Origin of the sequence: Pseudomonas sp. PsB (genome assembly GCF_043658375.1) — a bacterium.
Taxonomy (GTDB): Bacteria; Pseudomonadota; Gammaproteobacteria; order Pseudomonadales; family Pseudomonadaceae; genus Aquipseudomonas; species Aquipseudomonas putida_Z.
In genome coordinates this window covers 93,683-107,201 of the sequence record NZ_JBIGLU010000009.1, presented here as the reverse complement: position 1 = coordinate 107,201, position 13,519 = coordinate 93,683, and the positions used below count along the sequence as shown (strand labels likewise).

The window sequence follows — 13,519 nt, the reverse complement described above, 5'->3', positions numbered from 1 at the left end:
GGTGGCATTGACTTGGGTTCAGGGAATGCAGCATGAGAATTCGTGGACAGATTGGTGACTGGCCTGTGGATCTGACCATCGAGCTGGCGCCTGAAGAGTGGGCGCAACTGGGGCGGCAGATCGAATTGCCCGCGGTGGCACAGACCGCAACAACGGAAACCGTGGCGACAACTCGTCAGGATGACGGGCAATGGACTGCTGCACGTGAGGTGTTGCGCCTGGCAGGGCAGATGAACGGGCCGGAATTGCTGGATCGGTTGGAGGGGCTGGCGGGGAGTACGGCGGCGGGTAAACGGCTGCTGGTGCGCTTGCGGCATAGCAGTGAAGTTAAGGTGGAAAGTGGCGTGGACGCGCCGGTGTATCACTGGGTTGGGTGAAGGCTTTCAGAATTTTGGGGCTGCTTTGCAGCCCATTCGCAGCACAAGGCTGCTCCTACAGGGACTGCGCAAAAATGGCGGCCACTTGATCTCTGTAGGAGCAGCCTTGTGCTGCGAATGGGCCGCAAAGCGGCCCCAAAATTCTCAGAACATCGCCGCCGACAGCTTGCGACGATATACGCCAACCAGCGGGTGATCCCCACCCAGCAACTCGAACACCTGCAGCAACGCTTTCTGCGGCAGCCCGTTCTCATAACCACGGTTACGCTGGAACAGCTTCAGCAACCCTTCCAGCGCCGCTTCATACTGCTGGCGCGCCAGTTGCTGGATGCTCAACTGATAGGCCGCCTCGTCATCCTGAGGGTTCTGTGCCAGGCGGCTTTTCAGGTCGGCCACTTCCGGCAGGCTGGCAGCCTGGCGCAGGAAGGTCAGCTGGGCCTTGGCGCCGGCCAGCGCGGCCTTGTGCTCGTCGGTCTTGACCGCATCCAGCACCACCTGGGCTTCACCCAGTTCCCCGCGCTCGGCCAGGCAACGGGCATACAGGATCAGCGCCTCGGCATTGCTGTTGTCCTCACCCAGCAGTGCCTGCAACAGTGCTTCGGCCTCGGCAAAACGGCTTTCGGCAAACAGCCCCTTGGCCTGCTCCAGCGGCGATGCGCTGGGTGCGGCGGGCAGTTGCACGTGTGGTTCGAGCATGGCGCGGATCGCCGATTCTGGCTGTGCACCGGCAAAGCCGTCCACCGGCTGGCCGTCCTTGAACAGCACCACGGTCGGCAGGCTGCGGATGCCGAACTGGGCAACCACCTGTTGCTCCACGTCACAGTTGATCTTGGCCAGCAGCAGCTCGCCCTGGTAACCCTCGGCGATCTTCGCCAGCAGTGGCATCAGTGCCTTGCACGGTGCGCACCACTCGGCCCAGAAGTCCACCAGCACCGGTTTGTGGAAGGAGTTCTCGATAACCAGTTGCTGGAAGGTGGCATCGGTAGCGTCGAAAATGTAAGGCGTGTCTTGGGTCATCGCGACTCTCGCAAACTCGTGGATAACACCACTATAAGGTGTCGCGGCTGGCGTGGTACAGGCTGACCCGGCGGAATTCGTGCGGCTCGGCCAGGTCCGGCAGGGTCAGCGCTTCCAGCACGCCCAGCTGCTGGTACAGCGGGTGGCTGAAGTCGCGTACCCGCGAGTCGGCCACCAGCGCCTGGCGCCCGCGGCCGAGGAAGGCATCCAGCAGCGGCAGGTTGGCGCGGTCGTACAGCACGTCGGCAACCAGGATCAGATCGAAGCGATCGTCTTCGGCGAAGAAATCGCTGCTGTAACCCAGTTCCACCCCGTTCAGCGCGGCATTCGCGCGGCAGGCATCGAGTGCCAGCGGGTCGAGGTCGCAGGCCACCACTTCCAGCGCACCGGCGCGGGCGGCAGCAATACCGGCGATACCGGAGCCGGCGCCAAAGTCCAGCACGCGCTTGCCGGCTACCCATTCCGGGTGCTCGGCCAGGTAACGGGCCATGGCCAGGCCGCTGGCCCAGCAGAAGCTCCAGTAGGGCGGTTCTTCAAGAATGCGCCGGGTCTCTTCGCTGCTGAAGGCGCGGTCCATGTTCTGGTCGTCGATCAGCCACAGCTTGAGGTCGCAGCCGGGCAGCGCGCTGACCACAAGACGCGCTTCGCCGATCAGGCCGCTGAGGGCCTGTTGCAGGGGCTGTTGTAGGGAGACTGGCGCCACTTACGGCGCCTTCTCGAAACGCAGCGGGCCGATGGCCTGGGTCTGGGCCTGGGTAATTCGCACCGGCGGCAGGTGCATGATCAGCTGGCCAGAGCTGCTGGCGCGGCCGCGCAGCTCGACCCGGGCACCGGCGGGGAAGGCCTCGGGGTTGAAGCGCAGTTGGTAGGGCAGGGCCTGGCCGGTGCCGGTCAGGTTGCTGCTGGCCAGCAGGCGTTGTGGGCGGTCGCGTTCATCGATGACCAGCAAGGCCAGCTCCACGTCGGCACCGGCCGGGATTGCCAGCAAGGTGCCGCTCAGCTCGCGCTGGTAGGCCGGCAGCGGGCCCAGTACTGCGGCCGGCTTGGCCGTGCGGGCTGGCGTGGGTGCCGGAGGGGTGTCGGGCTTCGGCCTGTCGCTGCCGCAGGCGGCGAGCAGGGCGGCGCAGCACAGCACGACTAGCGCTCGGTAGTGCATGGGGTAGTCCTTCACGGGCAGATTTCCCATGGATGTTAACCCCTTTGGCTTGTCTTGCCAGTGGGATGCGCTACCATGGCCCTCCCTTTTTTTGTTGCCTGCCACCATGCACTGTCCCTTTTGCGGTGCCAACGACACCAAGGTCATCGACTCTCGCCTCGTCGCCGAGGGCGAGCAGGTGCGCCGCCGCCGCGAATGCGTCGCCTGCGGCGAGCGCTTCACCACCTTCGAAACCGCCGAGCTGGTGCTGCCCCGGCTGATCAAGCAGGACGGCACGCGCCAACCCTTCGACGAAGAAAAACTGCGCGCCGGCATGCAGCGGGCACTGGAAAAACGCCCGGTCAGCGTCGAGCGCCTGGAAGCTGCGCTGGCGCATATCAAGAGCCGCCTGCGTGCCACCGGCGAGCGTGAAGTCAAATCGCTGGTGGTGGGTGAGATGGTCATGGCCGAGCTGCGCAAGCTCGACGAAGTGGCCTATATCCGTTTTGCCTCGGTTTACCGCCGCTTCCAGGACCTCGACGAGTTCCGCGAAGAAATCGACCGCCTGGCTCGCGAGCCAGCTAAAGAGTGACCATGCCCAGCCAAGCTGCCATCCTCGACGCCCACTACATGGCCCGCGCGCTGGAGCTGGCGCGCAAGGGCCTGTACACCACTCATCCGAACCCGCGCGTGGGCTGCGTGATCGTGCGCGATGGCGAGGTGGTCGGCGAAGGCTGGCATGTGCGCGCTGGCGAGCCGCATGCCGAAGTGCATGCCCTGCGACAGGCTGGTGAGCGTGCCCGTGGCGCCTGTGCCTATGTCACCCTCGAGCCGTGCAGCCACCATGGCCGCACGCCGCCGTGCGCCGAAGCGCTGGTCATGGCCGGGGTAGCACGGGTGGTAGCCGCCATGCAGGATCCCAACCCGCAAGTGGCGGGGCAGGGCCTGCGGCGCCTGGCCGAGGCCGGTATCGAAGTGGCCAGCGGCGTGCTCGAGGCCGAGGCCCGCGCACTCAACCCCGGTTTCCTCAAACGCATGGAGCACGGCCTGCCGTTCGTTCGCGCCAAGCTGGCCATGAGCCTGGATGGCCGCACCGCCATGGCCAGTGGCGAAAGCCAGTGGATCACCGGCCCGGCCGCCCGTTCGGCGGTGCAGCGCCTGCGCGCCCGCTCCAGCGTGGTACTGACCAGCGCCGCCAGCGTGTTGGCCGATAACGCGCGTATGACCGTGCGCGGCACCGGGCTGGGCCTGGACGCCGAAACCACCGCCCTGGCACTCAGCCGCACACCGCTGCGCGTGCTGGTCGATGGCCGCCTGCGCCTGCCGCTGGATGCACCGTTCTTCCAGGCTGGCCCGGCGTTGGTGGTGACCGCTGTCGCAGATGACCCGCGCTATGCCGCTGCCGGCCACGAACTGCTCAGCCTGCCGGGTGACAATGGCCAGGTAGACCTGCCGGCGCTGCTGCAGGCCCTGGCAACCCGTGGCGTCAACGAAATCCTGCTGGAAGCCGGTGCCGGCCTGGTCGGCGCCTTCGCCCGGCAAGGCCTGATCGACGAGTACCAGCTGTTCGTCGCCGGCACTTTCCTCGGTTCCCAGGCCCGCCCGCTGCTGGACTGGCCACTGGACAAGATGAGCGAAGCGCCGCGGCTGAAAATTACCGAAATGCGCGCAGTGGGCGATGACTGGCGGGTCACGGCCATCCCCCTGCCGGCGCCCGGCGTATAATGCCAGGCTTGCCACGCGCAAACCGTTTTTGAGGAAGACCCCATGTTCACCGGCATCATCGAATCCATCGGCACCATCCGCAGCCTGACCCCCAAGGGTGGCGACGTGCGCGTCTACGTCGAAACCGGCAAGCTCGACCTGGGTGACGTCAAGCTCGGCGACAGCATCGCCGTCAACGGCGTGTGCCTGACAGCCGTCGAACTGCCGGGTGACGGCTTCTGGGCCGACGTCAGCGTCGAAACCCTCAAGCGCACCGCCTTCATCGACCTCAAGAGCGGCAGCAAGGTCAACCTGGAAAAAGCCCTGACCCCCACCACCCGGCTGGGCGGGCACCTGGTCAGCGGCCACGTCGACGGGGTCGGCGAAATCATCTCGCGCAGCGATAACGCCCGCGCCATCCAGTTCCGCGTGCGTGCACCGAAGGAACTGGCCAAGTACATCGCTCACAAGGGTTCGATCACCGTCGACGGCACCAGCCTGACGGTCAACGAGGTCAATGGCGCCGAGTTCGAGCTGACCATTGTCCCGCACACCCTGTCCGAAACCATCATGGCCGACTACCGTGCAGGGCGTCGGGTAAACCTTGAGGTCGACCTGCTGGCCCGTTACCTGGAGCGTCTGCTGCTGGGTGACAAGGCCGCCGAACCGAGCAAGGGCAGTGGCATTACCGAAAGCTTCCTGGCCGCCAACGGCTTCTTGAAATCCTGATTGAGAAGGGGGTGCCGCGTGGCGCTCAACAGCATCGAAGAACTGGTCGAAGACATCCGCCAGGGCAAAATGGTCATCCTCATGGATGACGAAGACCGCGAAAACGAGGGCGACATCATCATGGCAGCCGAGTGCTGCCTGCCCGAGCACATCAACTTCATGGCCAAGCACGCCCGTGGCCTGATCTGCATGCCGATGACCCGCGAGCGTTGCGAAACGCTGAAGCTGCCGCTGATGGCGCCGCGCAACGGCTCGGGCTTCGGCACCAAGTTCACCGTGTCGATCGAAGCCGCCGAAGGTGTCACCACCGGCATCTCCGCCGCTGACCGTGCCCGCACCGTGCAGGCGGCCGCGGCCAAGGACGCCAAGGCCGAAGACATCGTTAGCCCAGGCCACATCTTCCCGCTGATGGCCCAGCCTGGCGGTACCCTGGCCCGTGCCGGCCACACCGAGGCCGCTTGCGACCTGGCGCGCATGGCCGGTTTCGAGCCGAGCGGCGTGATCTGCGAAGTGATGAACGACGACGGCACCATGTCGCGCCGCGCCGAGCTGGAAGTGTTCGCCGCCGAGCACGGCCTGAAGATCGGCACCATCGCCGACCTGATCCACTACCGCATGATCCACGAGCGCACCGTGCAGCGCGTCTCCGAGCAACCGGTGGAGAGCGAGCTGGGCGAGTTCAACCTGGTCACCTACCGCGACGCGGTGGAAGGCGACGTGCACATGGCCCTGACCCTGGGCAAGATCTGCGCCGAAGAGCCGACCCTGGTGCGCGTGCACAACATGGACCCGCTGCGCGACCTGCTGCTGGTCAAGCAACCGGGCCGCTGGAGCCTGCGCGCCGCCATGGCCGCCGTGGCCGAGGCCGGCAGCGGCGTGGTATTGCTGCTGGGCCACCCGCTGGACGGCGACGTACTGCTGGCGCACATCCGCGAAAGCGCGGGCGATGCACCCGCCAAGGCACCGACCACCTACAGCACCGTGGGTGCCGGTTCGCAGATCCTGCGTGACCTCGGTGTGCGCAAGATGCGCCTGATGAGTTCGCCGATGAAGTTCAACGCGATATCCGGATTCGATCTGGAAGTTGTAGAATACGTGCCCTCCGAGTGACTTGAGGCGGCAGTGACGCCCTCCAGCTCGAGTCCATACCCCTGTCGAGGCCGCCAGCATGCGGCCTCGCTCTTGAAGATGAGAATATCGGAATGACCCTGAAGACCATCGAAGGTACCTTCATCGCCCCCAAAGGTCGCTATGCTTTGGTGGTTGGCCGCTTCAACAGCTTCGTCGTCGAAAGCCTGGTAAGCGGTGCCGTTGACGCCCTGGTACGCCACGGTGTCAGCGAAAGCGACATCACCATCATCCGTGCCCCGGGTGCATTCGAAATCCCGCTGGTGGCACAGAAGGTCGCCCAGCAAGGCGCCTACGACGCGATCATCGCCCTGGGCGCTGTGATCCGTGGTGGTACCCCGCACTTCGAATACGTGGCGGGCGAATGCACCAAGGGCCTGGCCCAGGTGTCCATGGAGTTCGGTGTTCCGGTGGCCTTCGGCGTACTGACCGTCGACTCCATCGAACAGGCCATCGAGCGTTCCGGCACCAAGGCCGGCAACAAAGGTGCTGAAGCTGCCCTGTCCGCTCTGGAAATGGTCAGCCTGCTGGCGCAGTTGGAGGCCAAGTGATTAGCGACGAAAGCGATCGTTTCAACCCGCGCGATCCAAAACCTGCGGATGCCGGCAAGCCATCGAAGAGCGCCAAGCGCCGCGAAGCCCGCAAGCTCGCGACCCAGGCACTGTACCAGTGGCACATGGCGCAGCATTCGCTGAACGAGATCGAAGCGCAGTTCCGGGTCGATAACGATTTCACCGATGTCGACGGTGCCTATTTCCGCGAGATCCTGCATGGGGTCCCGGCAATCAAGGGCGAAATCGACAAAGCGTTGGTGCCGTGCATGACCATCGCATTGGAAGAGCTCGACCCGGTCGAGCTGGCCGTGCTGCGCCTGTCCACCTGGGAACTGATCAAGCGCGTTGACGTGCCGTACCGCGTAGTGATCAACGAAGGCGTGGAACTGGCCAAGGTCTTCGGCGCCACCGACGGCCACAAGTTCGTCAATGGCGTGCTGGACAAGCTCGCCCCGGCCCTGCGCGAAGCAGAAGTCAAGGCGAACAAGCGCTGATCCTGGCGCTTGCGGACCATGGGTGAGTTCGAGCTGATCAGCCATTACTTCGCCGCCGCGCCCTGTGCGCAAGGCGGTGAAGGCGTGGCCCTGGGCATCGGTGACGACTGCGCCCTGCTGAGCCTTCCCCCCGGCGAGCAACTGGCGGTGTCCACCGACACCCTGGTTGCCGGGGTGCATTTTCCGGCGGTGTGCGACCCCTGGTTGCTCGGCCAGCGCTCGCTGGCCGTGGCGGCCAGCGACCTGGCTGCCATGGGCGCCACCCCCATCGGTTTCACCCTCGCCCTGACCTTGCCCGAGGTCAGCGCCGACTGGCTGCAAGCCTATGCCAGCGGCCTCAACCGCATGGCCGGCCACTGCCAGCTGAGCCTGATCGGTGGCGATACCACCCGTGGCCCCCTGAGTATCACCATGACCGTGTTCGGCCGGGTTCCGGCGGGGCAGGCGTTGCGCCGTGGCGGGGCTCGCCCGGGCGACTTGCTGTGCGTGGGCGGTGAGCTGGGTAACGCGGCAGGGGCCTTGCCGCTGGTGCTGGGCCAGCGCCAGGCCGATGCCGCGCTGGCGCAACCGTTGCTCGACCACTACTGGTCGCCATCGCCACAGTTCGCCCTGGGCCAACTGCTGCGCGGGCGTGCCACCTCGGCGCTGGATATTTCCGACGGCTTGCTGGCCGACTGCGGGCATATCGCCAAGGCCTCCCGTGTGGCGCTCGAGGTGAACCTGGAGCAGGTACCGGTGTCAGCCGCTCTGCAGGGGTTCCTCGGTGCCGAGGCGGCCGTGCAGGCGGCGCTGACCGGTGGCGACGACTATGTGCTGGCGTTCACCTTGCCGCCAGCCGAGCTTTCATCCCTGCAGGCACAAGGCCTGGCGGCGTTCCATGTCATCGGGCGGGTGCTCGAAGGGCAGGGTGTCAGCTTGCGCGACCAGCAGGGCCGGGACATCACCCCGCGGCAACGCGGCTATCAACATTTTAGGGAGACACCGTGACCGATCACCCCAACCAGGTGCCTGCGGAGTTCGTTCCGCCTTCGGTCTGGCGCAACCCGTGGCACTTCATCGCCTTCGGTTTCGGTTCCGGCACCTTGCCCAAGGCGCCGGGCACCTGGGGCTCGCTGGTGGCCATACCGTTCATCCCGCTGTGGCAGATGCTGCCCGACTGGGGCTACTGGCTGTTGCTGGGCGTGAGCATGCTGTTCGGCTTCTGGCTCTGCGGCAAGGTCGCCAATGACTTGCGCGTGCACGACCATGAAGGCATTGTCTGGGACGAGATCGTCGGCATGTGGATAACCCTCTGGCTGGTGCCGGAAGGCTGGCAGTGGCTGCTGGCGGGGTTCCTGATGTTCCGCTTCTTCGACATCCTCAAGCCGTGGCCGATCCGCTGGGTCGACCGCCATGTGCATGGGGGCGTCGGGATCATGCTCGACGATATCCTGGCCGGCGTGTTTGCCTGGCTGGGGATGCAGGTTCTGGTGTGGGCGGTTGCCTGATACAGGGAGCGTGTGAATGGCCATGAGGACGGTGCTGCTGGCAATGCTGCTGAGCCTTGCCCCGTGGGCGGCTGCTGCCGAAGGTGTGCCGAAGCAGATCCACCTGGTCAGCGAAGAGTGGCTCGACTACACCAACGCCGACGGCACCGGGGTGGCCTGGGACGTGCTGCGCAAGGTGTTCGAGCCGGCCGGGGTCAAGGTGGTGACCCAGAGCGCGCCTTACAGCCGTGCGATCGGGCTGGTCAAGCGTGGCGAGGCTGACGCCTGGGTAGGCTCGTACAAGGACGAGAACGACGACAACCTGTACCCGCGCTGGCACTTCGACATGGACCACATCTACGCCCTGGGGCTGGTCAGCAAGCCTGTGCCTACCCAGCAGACCATAGGCCAGTACCGCCTGGCCTGGGTGCGTGGCTACGATTTCGGCAGCTACCTGCCCAATGTGCATGACTTTCGCGAAGTCCAGCGCCGCGAAGGCATTTTGCCGATGCTCGAGCATGACCGCGTGGACTACTACATCGATGCGCTGACCGAGGTCGACTACGTGCTCGGCCAGACCTCCCAACCCGAGCGCTTCCGCCGCACCCATGTGGCCGAGCTGCCACTGTACCTGGCCTTTGCCCGCAACGACCAGGCCAAGGCCCTGCGCGACCTGTTCGACAAGCGCATGGCCGAGCTGGTGCGCAGTGGCGAGCTGAAGCCGATCTTCGAGCACTGGCAGCAGCCGTATCCGTTCAGCCCGGATAGCAAACCGCATTGACCTGTGGGAGCGGGCGTGCCCGCGAAGAATCCACCGCGGTGGGAGGCACCGGCTACGCCGGTGTTCGCGGGCATGCCCGCTCCCACAGGATTGAGTACAGACCTCTGCTAAGCATCGAACTTTTCGATCTTAAGCCACGGTATTCAGCCAGCCCACATCCCCCAACCTGCTGATACAATCGGCCCACGAGAAATTTTCAACTTATTCCAGGAGCACAACGTGCCCGTCGTCTTTGTTGCCGCCTCTAAACTCCCGACTCCCTTCGCGACCTTCACCATGCATGGCTTCCTCGACGAAGCCACTGGCCGTGAGCACGTGGTGCTCAGCCTGGGTGACATCGCGGACGGCCAGCCGGTGCTGGGGCGCCTGCACTCCGAGTGCCTGACCGGCGATGCCCTGTTCAGCCAGCGCTGCGACTGCGGCTCGCAGCTGGAAGCCGCGCTGCAGGCCATTGCCCGTGAAGGCCGTGGCGTGCTGCTGTACCTGCGTCAGGAAGGCCGTGGCATCGGCCTGCTGAACAAGATTCGCGCCTACGAGCTGCAGGATGGTGGCGCCGATACCGTCGAGGCCAACGAGCGCCTGGGCTTTGCCGCCGACCAGCGCGACTACGCCATGTGCCTGCCGATGCTGGAGCACCTGGGCGTGAAGTCGCTGCGCCTGATGACCAACAACCCGCGCAAGGTCAAAGCCCTGACCGACATGAACATCGTCGTTGCCGAGCGCGTACCGCTGCACACCGGGCACAACCCGCACAACCGCTACTACCTGGCAACCAAGGCCGGCAAGCTGGGCCACATGCTGGGTAACGAGCACCAGGGCGAGGTGCCTCAGGCGTGACCCGCGCCGAGGTCAAGCGGCGCCTGGCGCTGGCCTGGTGGCAGTACCTGGCGGTGGGCCTGGTGCCGCTGCCAGTGATGGCCTGGGCCTTCGGTGGTGGTGATGCGCTGGCCTCGGTGCTGGCCATGCCACTGTTCATTGCCGGTGCGGCGACCATGTTCCTCAGCCTGCCGCGCTTCGGTGCCTACAAGCGCGCCCTCATCGCCACGTCCAAGGTGCTCGGCACTGGTGAAGAGCCCGCCGCCTGGATCGAGCTGGCGCGGGTGCGGCGCCTGGCCATGCTGTATGCTTGCTTCCCGGCCTGGGTCGCCGCCTTGTCGGTGCTGGTCGGCCTCGAGGCGGTGCCGCAGATCCTGCTGGCGTTGTCCACCGCAGTGGTGCTGTACCTCTATCGCATTCCACGCCAGCTCGGCTGATGCGCCTGCTGCCCGGCCTGCTGGCGCTGTTCGTCTGTTCCGCACTGGCCGCCGAACCCCTGCGGGTGGTCAGCCTGGCCCCGTCGATGAGCGAGATCATGCTCGAACTGCAGGCCGATGACCTGCTGGTAGGTGTGCTCGACGGTGGCGAACGGCCGGCGGCGCTGCGCGCGCTGCCCTCGGTGGGGCGCCAGGGGCAGCTGGACCTCGAACGCCTGCTCAGCCTGCGCCCCGACCTGTTGCTGCTGTGGCCGGGCAGCGTGCCGCCGGCCCAACGCGACCAGCTCAAGCGCCTGGGTATCGCTACGTACAGCGCAGAACCCCATGACATCGACCAGCTGATCGAGCAGATTGAAGCCATCGCCGAACGAATCGGCCGTGCCGAACAGGGCCATCGGTACGCCCAGGCCCTGCGTGACCGGCTGCGGCAGCTGCGCCAGCAGTATCGACGGGACGAGCCCCTGCAGGTGTTCTACCAGGTCTGGGACCGACCGCTGTATACGCTCGGTGGCCGGCAGGTGGTCAGCGATGCCCTGGCCGTTTGCGGCGCGCGTAATGTCTTCGCCGATCTCACCCAGCCGGCGCCGCAGGTAAATGTGGAGTCTGTGCTGCTGCGCAACCCGCAGGTCATTCTGGCGGGTGATGAGGCGCAGCTGGAGAGTTGGAAGGCCTGGCCGCAACTGCGTGCGGTTGCCGATGATCGTTTACTGGTGGTGCCAGACAAAGGCCTGGAGCGGCCCAGTGGGCAGATGATCGAAGCTACGGCGCGCTTGTGTGCGCTGCTCGAGGCTAACGCGCCAACGCCCAAGTGAGCTTTTGCGAGGGCTGCGCCCTCGATCGCGACGCAAGGCCGCTCCTACAAAGAACTGCGCGGTCCCTGTAGGAGCGGCCTTGTGTCGCGATGGGCCGCAAAGCGGCCCCAAAAAATCAAAGCCCGAGCCTGGCCATCCGAGCCTTCACCGAAGCCCCGATCCCGGCCGCATCAAGCCCACACTCAGCCAGCATCTGCGCAGGCTTGGCATGCTCGACATAGATGTCCGGCAACCCCAGGTGCAGCAGCGGTTTCACGATTGCCTGGCTGGCCAGGAACTCACCCACAGCCGCACCGGCACCGCCCATGATGGCGTTTTCTTCGATGGTCACCAGCAGCTCATGGTTTGCGGCCAGTTCCAGCACCAGTGCCTCGTCCAGCGGTTTGACGAAGCGCATGTCGACCACGGTAGCGTTGATCTGCTCAGCCACCTGCATGGCCTCGGCCAGTTGCACGCCGAACACCAGCAAGGCGACTTTTTCGCCCTGGCGACGGACCACGCCCTTGCCGATTTCCAGCGGTTTCAGGTCACCACTGATCGGCGCGTTCGGGCCGGTGCCACGCGGGTAGCGCACAGCCGCCGGGCCGTTGTACAGGTGGCCGGTGCTGAGCATCTTGCGCAGTTCGTTCTCGTCGCTTGGGGTCATCACCAGCATGCCCGGGATGCAGCGCAGGTACGACAGGTCGTAGCTACCCGCGTGGGTCGGGCCGTCTTCGCCGACCAGGCCGGCGCGGTCGATGGCGAACAGCACGTCGAGGTTCTGTACCGCCACGTCGTGGATCAGCTGGTCGTAGGCGCGCTGCAGGAAGGTAGAGTAGATCGCCACCACCGGCTTGCTGCCCTCGCAGGCCATGCCGGCCGCCAGGGTCACGGCATGCTGCTCGGCGATCGCCACGTCGAAGTAACGCTCCGGGTAGCGCTCGCTGAAGTCGACCAGGTCGGAGCCTTCCTTCATCGCCGGGGTAATGCCCACCAGGCGGTTGTCGGCGGCAGCCATGTCGCACAGCCACTGGCCGAACACCGCGGAGTATTTCGGGCCGCTGGCTTTCTTCGGTGCGGCGGGTTTGTCGGCCGGCTCCAGCTTGGTGATGGCGTGGTAGCCGATCGGGTCGATCTCGGCCGGGGCGAAGCCCTTGCCCTTCTTGGTCACCACGTGCAGGAACTGCGGGCCCTTGAGGTCACGCATGTTGCGCAGGGTGGCGATCATGGTCGGCAGGTCGTGGCCGTCGATCGGGCCGATGTAGTTCCAGCCCAGTTCTTCGAACAGTGTGCCCGGCACCAGCATGCCTTTGGCGTACTCCTCGGTGCGGCGGGCGATTTCCCAGGCGCCCGGCAGGCGCGACAGCACTTTCTTGCTGCCTTCGCGCATGCTCGCGTAGGTGCGGCTGGAGAGGATCTTGGCCAGGTAGTTGGACAGGCCGCCGACATTGCGCGAAATCGACATGTCGTTGTCGTTGAGGATCACCAGCATGTCGGCGTTGACTTCCTGGGCGTGGTTCAACGCCTCGAAGGCCATGCCGGCGGTCAGCGCGCCGTCGCCGATCACCGCGATCGACTTGCGGTCGCTGTTCTGCAGGCGGGCGGCAATGGCCATGCCCAGTGCGGCGCTGATCGAGGTGCTGGAGTGGCCGACGCCGAAGGTGTCGTACTCGCTCTCGCTGCGGCGCGGGAAGGCGGCGATGCCGTCCTTCTGGCGCAGGCTGAGCATGCGGTTACGGCGCCCGGTGAGGATCTTGTGCGGGTAGGCCTGGTGGCCCACGTCCCACACCAGCCGGTCGTCGGGGGTGTCGAAGACGTAGTGCAGGGCGATGGTCAGCTCGATGACACCCAGGCCGGCACCAAAATGCCCACCGGTCTGACCCACGGTGTAGAGCAGTTCCTGGCGCAGTTCGTCGGCCAGGGTCTCCAGGTCGGCTTCGGCCAGCCGGCGCAGGCCGGCAGGCGTGTCAGCGCGGTCGAGCAACGGCGTGACCGGGCGTTCGCGGGGGATCTCTTGAAACGTCGTGGGCATCAGGCGAGTCGTTATAGGTGTGTGAAGACGCGGCAGTTTACCCCATTGTAGGAAATAC

17 protein-coding genes are annotated in these 13,519 nt (G+C 65.7%); 13 read left to right on the top strand and 4 right to left on the bottom strand.

Translation table 11 applies throughout. The annotated features are described in order from the left end of the window. The first annotated feature begins 32 nt into the window (after nt 1-32). Nucleotides 33-377: a hypothetical protein gene (locus ACGLHT_RS13855; protein ID WP_137162876.1), complete on the top strand. Its 345-nt coding sequence runs from the start codon at nt 33-35 to the stop codon at nt 375-377. 144 nt (nt 378-521) lie between these two features. On the opposite strand, the gene trxA is transcribed toward ACGLHT_RS13855, so the two are convergent. From trxA to ACGLHT_RS13840, 3 genes are read right to left on the bottom strand one after another with little or no spacing between them, the layout of a single operon-like run. Continuing rightward, complete coding sequence (gene trxA, locus ACGLHT_RS13850; protein ID WP_025337519.1) at nt 522-1,394, bottom strand: thioredoxin; 873 nt, start codon at nt 1,392-1,394, stop codon at nt 522-524. Nucleotides 1,395-1,425: 31 nt separating this feature from the next. Next, nucleotides 1,426-2,097 carry a methyltransferase gene (locus ACGLHT_RS13845; protein ID WP_085693150.1) on the bottom strand — a complete coding sequence of 224 codons (672 nt, stop codon included), beginning with the start codon at nt 2,095-2,097 and terminating at the stop codon, nt 1,426-1,428. Beyond that, on the bottom strand, nt 2,098-2,550 hold the full coding sequence (locus ACGLHT_RS13840) for a YbaY family lipoprotein (RefSeq protein WP_025337521.1): 453 nt from the start codon (nt 2,548-2,550) through the stop codon (nt 2,098-2,100). It abuts the gene before it with no gap. Between the two features lie 106 nt (nt 2,551-2,656). On the opposite strand from ACGLHT_RS13840, the gene nrdR reads away from it, so the two are divergent. The 12 genes from nrdR to ACGLHT_RS13780 all read left to right on the top strand — a co-directional run bounded on the left by nrdR (nt 2,657) and on the right by ACGLHT_RS13780 (nt 11,450). After that, a complete protein-coding gene (nrdR, locus tag ACGLHT_RS13835; RefSeq protein WP_003255402.1) occupies nt 2,657-3,121 on the top strand; it encodes a transcriptional regulator NrdR in 465 nt (154 codons plus the stop codon). 2 nt (nt 3,122-3,123) lie between these two features. After that, nucleotides 3,124-4,254, top strand: coding sequence for a bifunctional diaminohydroxyphosphoribosylaminopyrimidine deaminase/5-amino-6-(5-phosphoribosylamino)uracil reductase RibD (gene ribD, locus ACGLHT_RS13830; RefSeq protein WP_274120396.1), 1,131 nt, complete (start codon nt 3,124-3,126; stop codon nt 4,252-4,254). 42 nt (nt 4,255-4,296) lie between these two features. Beyond that, complete coding sequence (locus ACGLHT_RS13825; protein WP_003255399.1) at nt 4,297-4,962, top strand: riboflavin synthase; 666 nt, start codon at nt 4,297-4,299, stop codon at nt 4,960-4,962. Between the two features lie 18 nt (nt 4,963-4,980). Further along, the gene (gene ribBA, locus ACGLHT_RS13820) at nt 4,981-6,072 is read left to right on the top strand and encodes a bifunctional 3,4-dihydroxy-2-butanone-4-phosphate synthase/GTP cyclohydrolase II (RefSeq protein ID WP_016484697.1); all 1,092 of its coding nucleotides are present in this window, start codon (nt 4,981-4,983) and stop codon (nt 6,070-6,072) included. A gap of 92 nt (nt 6,073-6,164) precedes the next feature. Further along, on the top strand, nt 6,165-6,641 hold the full coding sequence (gene ribE / locus ACGLHT_RS13815) for a 6,7-dimethyl-8-ribityllumazine synthase (RefSeq protein WP_003255395.1): 477 nt from the start codon (nt 6,165-6,167) through the stop codon (nt 6,639-6,641). Continuing rightward, nucleotides 6,638-7,138, top strand: coding sequence for a transcription antitermination factor NusB (nusB, locus tag ACGLHT_RS13810; RefSeq protein WP_003255393.1), 501 nt, complete (start codon nt 6,638-6,640; stop codon nt 7,136-7,138). The genes ribE and nusB overlap by 4 nt, the downstream gene beginning before the upstream one ends. 18 nt (nt 7,139-7,156) lie before the next feature. After that, nucleotides 7,157-8,125 (top strand): thiamine-phosphate kinase, encoded by a 969-nt coding sequence (gene thiL / locus ACGLHT_RS13805; RefSeq protein WP_137162878.1) that lies wholly within the window; start codon nt 7,157-7,159, stop codon nt 8,123-8,125. Further along, nucleotides 8,122-8,625, top strand: a complete 504-nt coding sequence (locus ACGLHT_RS13800; RefSeq protein WP_004376077.1) for a phosphatidylglycerophosphatase A — start codon at nt 8,122-8,124, stop codon at nt 8,623-8,625. Before thiL ends, ACGLHT_RS13800 begins: the two co-directional genes overlap by 4 nt. Nucleotides 8,626-8,641: 16 nt before the next feature. Then, a complete protein-coding gene (locus ACGLHT_RS13795) occupies nt 8,642-9,385 on the top strand; it encodes an ABC transporter substrate-binding protein (RefSeq protein ID WP_137162879.1) in 744 nt (247 codons plus the stop codon). A gap of 219 nt (nt 9,386-9,604) precedes the next feature. Further along, nucleotides 9,605-10,222, top strand: a complete 618-nt coding sequence (gene ribA, locus ACGLHT_RS13790; RefSeq protein ID WP_003260612.1) for a GTP cyclohydrolase II — start codon at nt 9,605-9,607, stop codon at nt 10,220-10,222. Next, entirely contained in the window at nt 10,219-10,638 is a 420-nt protein-coding gene (locus tag ACGLHT_RS13785; RefSeq protein ID WP_075044459.1) for an MFS transporter, read from the top strand. The genes ribA and ACGLHT_RS13785 overlap by 4 nt, the downstream gene beginning before the upstream one ends. Further along, complete coding sequence (locus ACGLHT_RS13780; protein WP_137162880.1) at nt 10,638-11,450, top strand: cobalamin-binding protein; 813 nt, start codon at nt 10,638-10,640, stop codon at nt 11,448-11,450. The genes ACGLHT_RS13785 and ACGLHT_RS13780 overlap by 1 nt, the downstream gene beginning before the upstream one ends. Before the next feature lie 115 nt (nt 11,451-11,565). Here ACGLHT_RS13780 and dxs read toward each other — a convergent pair whose 3' ends face one another. Beyond that, the gene (gene dxs, locus ACGLHT_RS13775; RefSeq protein WP_025337527.1) at nt 11,566-13,461 is read right to left on the bottom strand and encodes a 1-deoxy-D-xylulose-5-phosphate synthase; all 1,896 of its coding nucleotides are present in this window, start codon (nt 13,459-13,461) and stop codon (nt 11,566-11,568) included. Between the last annotated feature and the right edge of the window lie 58 nt (nt 13,462-13,519).

Excerpts from the sequence above, each read along its gene's own strand:
- ribE (WP_003255395.1), top strand. The coding sequence starts at position 6,165 with ATGACCCTGAAGACCATCGAAGGTACCTTCATCGCCCCCAAAGGTCGC.
- ACGLHT_RS13855 (WP_137162876.1), top strand. The coding sequence starts at position 33 with ATGAGAATTCGTGGACAGATTGGTGACTGGCCTGTGGATCTGACCATC.
- ACGLHT_RS13825 (WP_003255399.1), top strand. The coding sequence starts at position 4,297 with ATGTTCACCGGCATCATCGAATCCATCGGCACCATCCGCAGCCTGACC.
- ribD (WP_274120396.1), top strand. The coding sequence starts at position 3,124 with ATGCCCAGCCAAGCTGCCATCCTCGACGCCCACTACATGGCCCGCGCG.
- ACGLHT_RS13795 (WP_137162879.1), top strand. The coding sequence starts at position 8,642 with ATGGCCATGAGGACGGTGCTGCTGGCAATGCTGCTGAGCCTTGCCCCG.
- ACGLHT_RS13840 (WP_025337521.1), bottom strand. The coding sequence starts at position 2,550 with ATGCACTACCGAGCGCTAGTCGTGCTGTGCTGCGCCGCCCTGCTCGCC.
- dxs (WP_025337527.1), bottom strand. The coding sequence starts at position 13,461 with ATGCCCACGACGTTTCAAGAGATCCCCCGCGAACGCCCGGTCACGCCG.
- trxA (WP_025337519.1), bottom strand. The coding sequence starts at position 1,394 with ATGACCCAAGACACGCCTTACATTTTCGACGCTACCGATGCCACCTTC.
- ACGLHT_RS13780 (WP_137162880.1), top strand. The coding sequence starts at position 10,638 with ATGCGCCTGCTGCCCGGCCTGCTGGCGCTGTTCGTCTGTTCCGCACTG.
- thiL (WP_137162878.1), top strand. The coding sequence starts at position 7,157 with ATGGGTGAGTTCGAGCTGATCAGCCATTACTTCGCCGCCGCGCCCTGT.
- nrdR (WP_003255402.1), top strand. The coding sequence starts at position 2,657 with ATGCACTGTCCCTTTTGCGGTGCCAACGACACCAAGGTCATCGACTCT.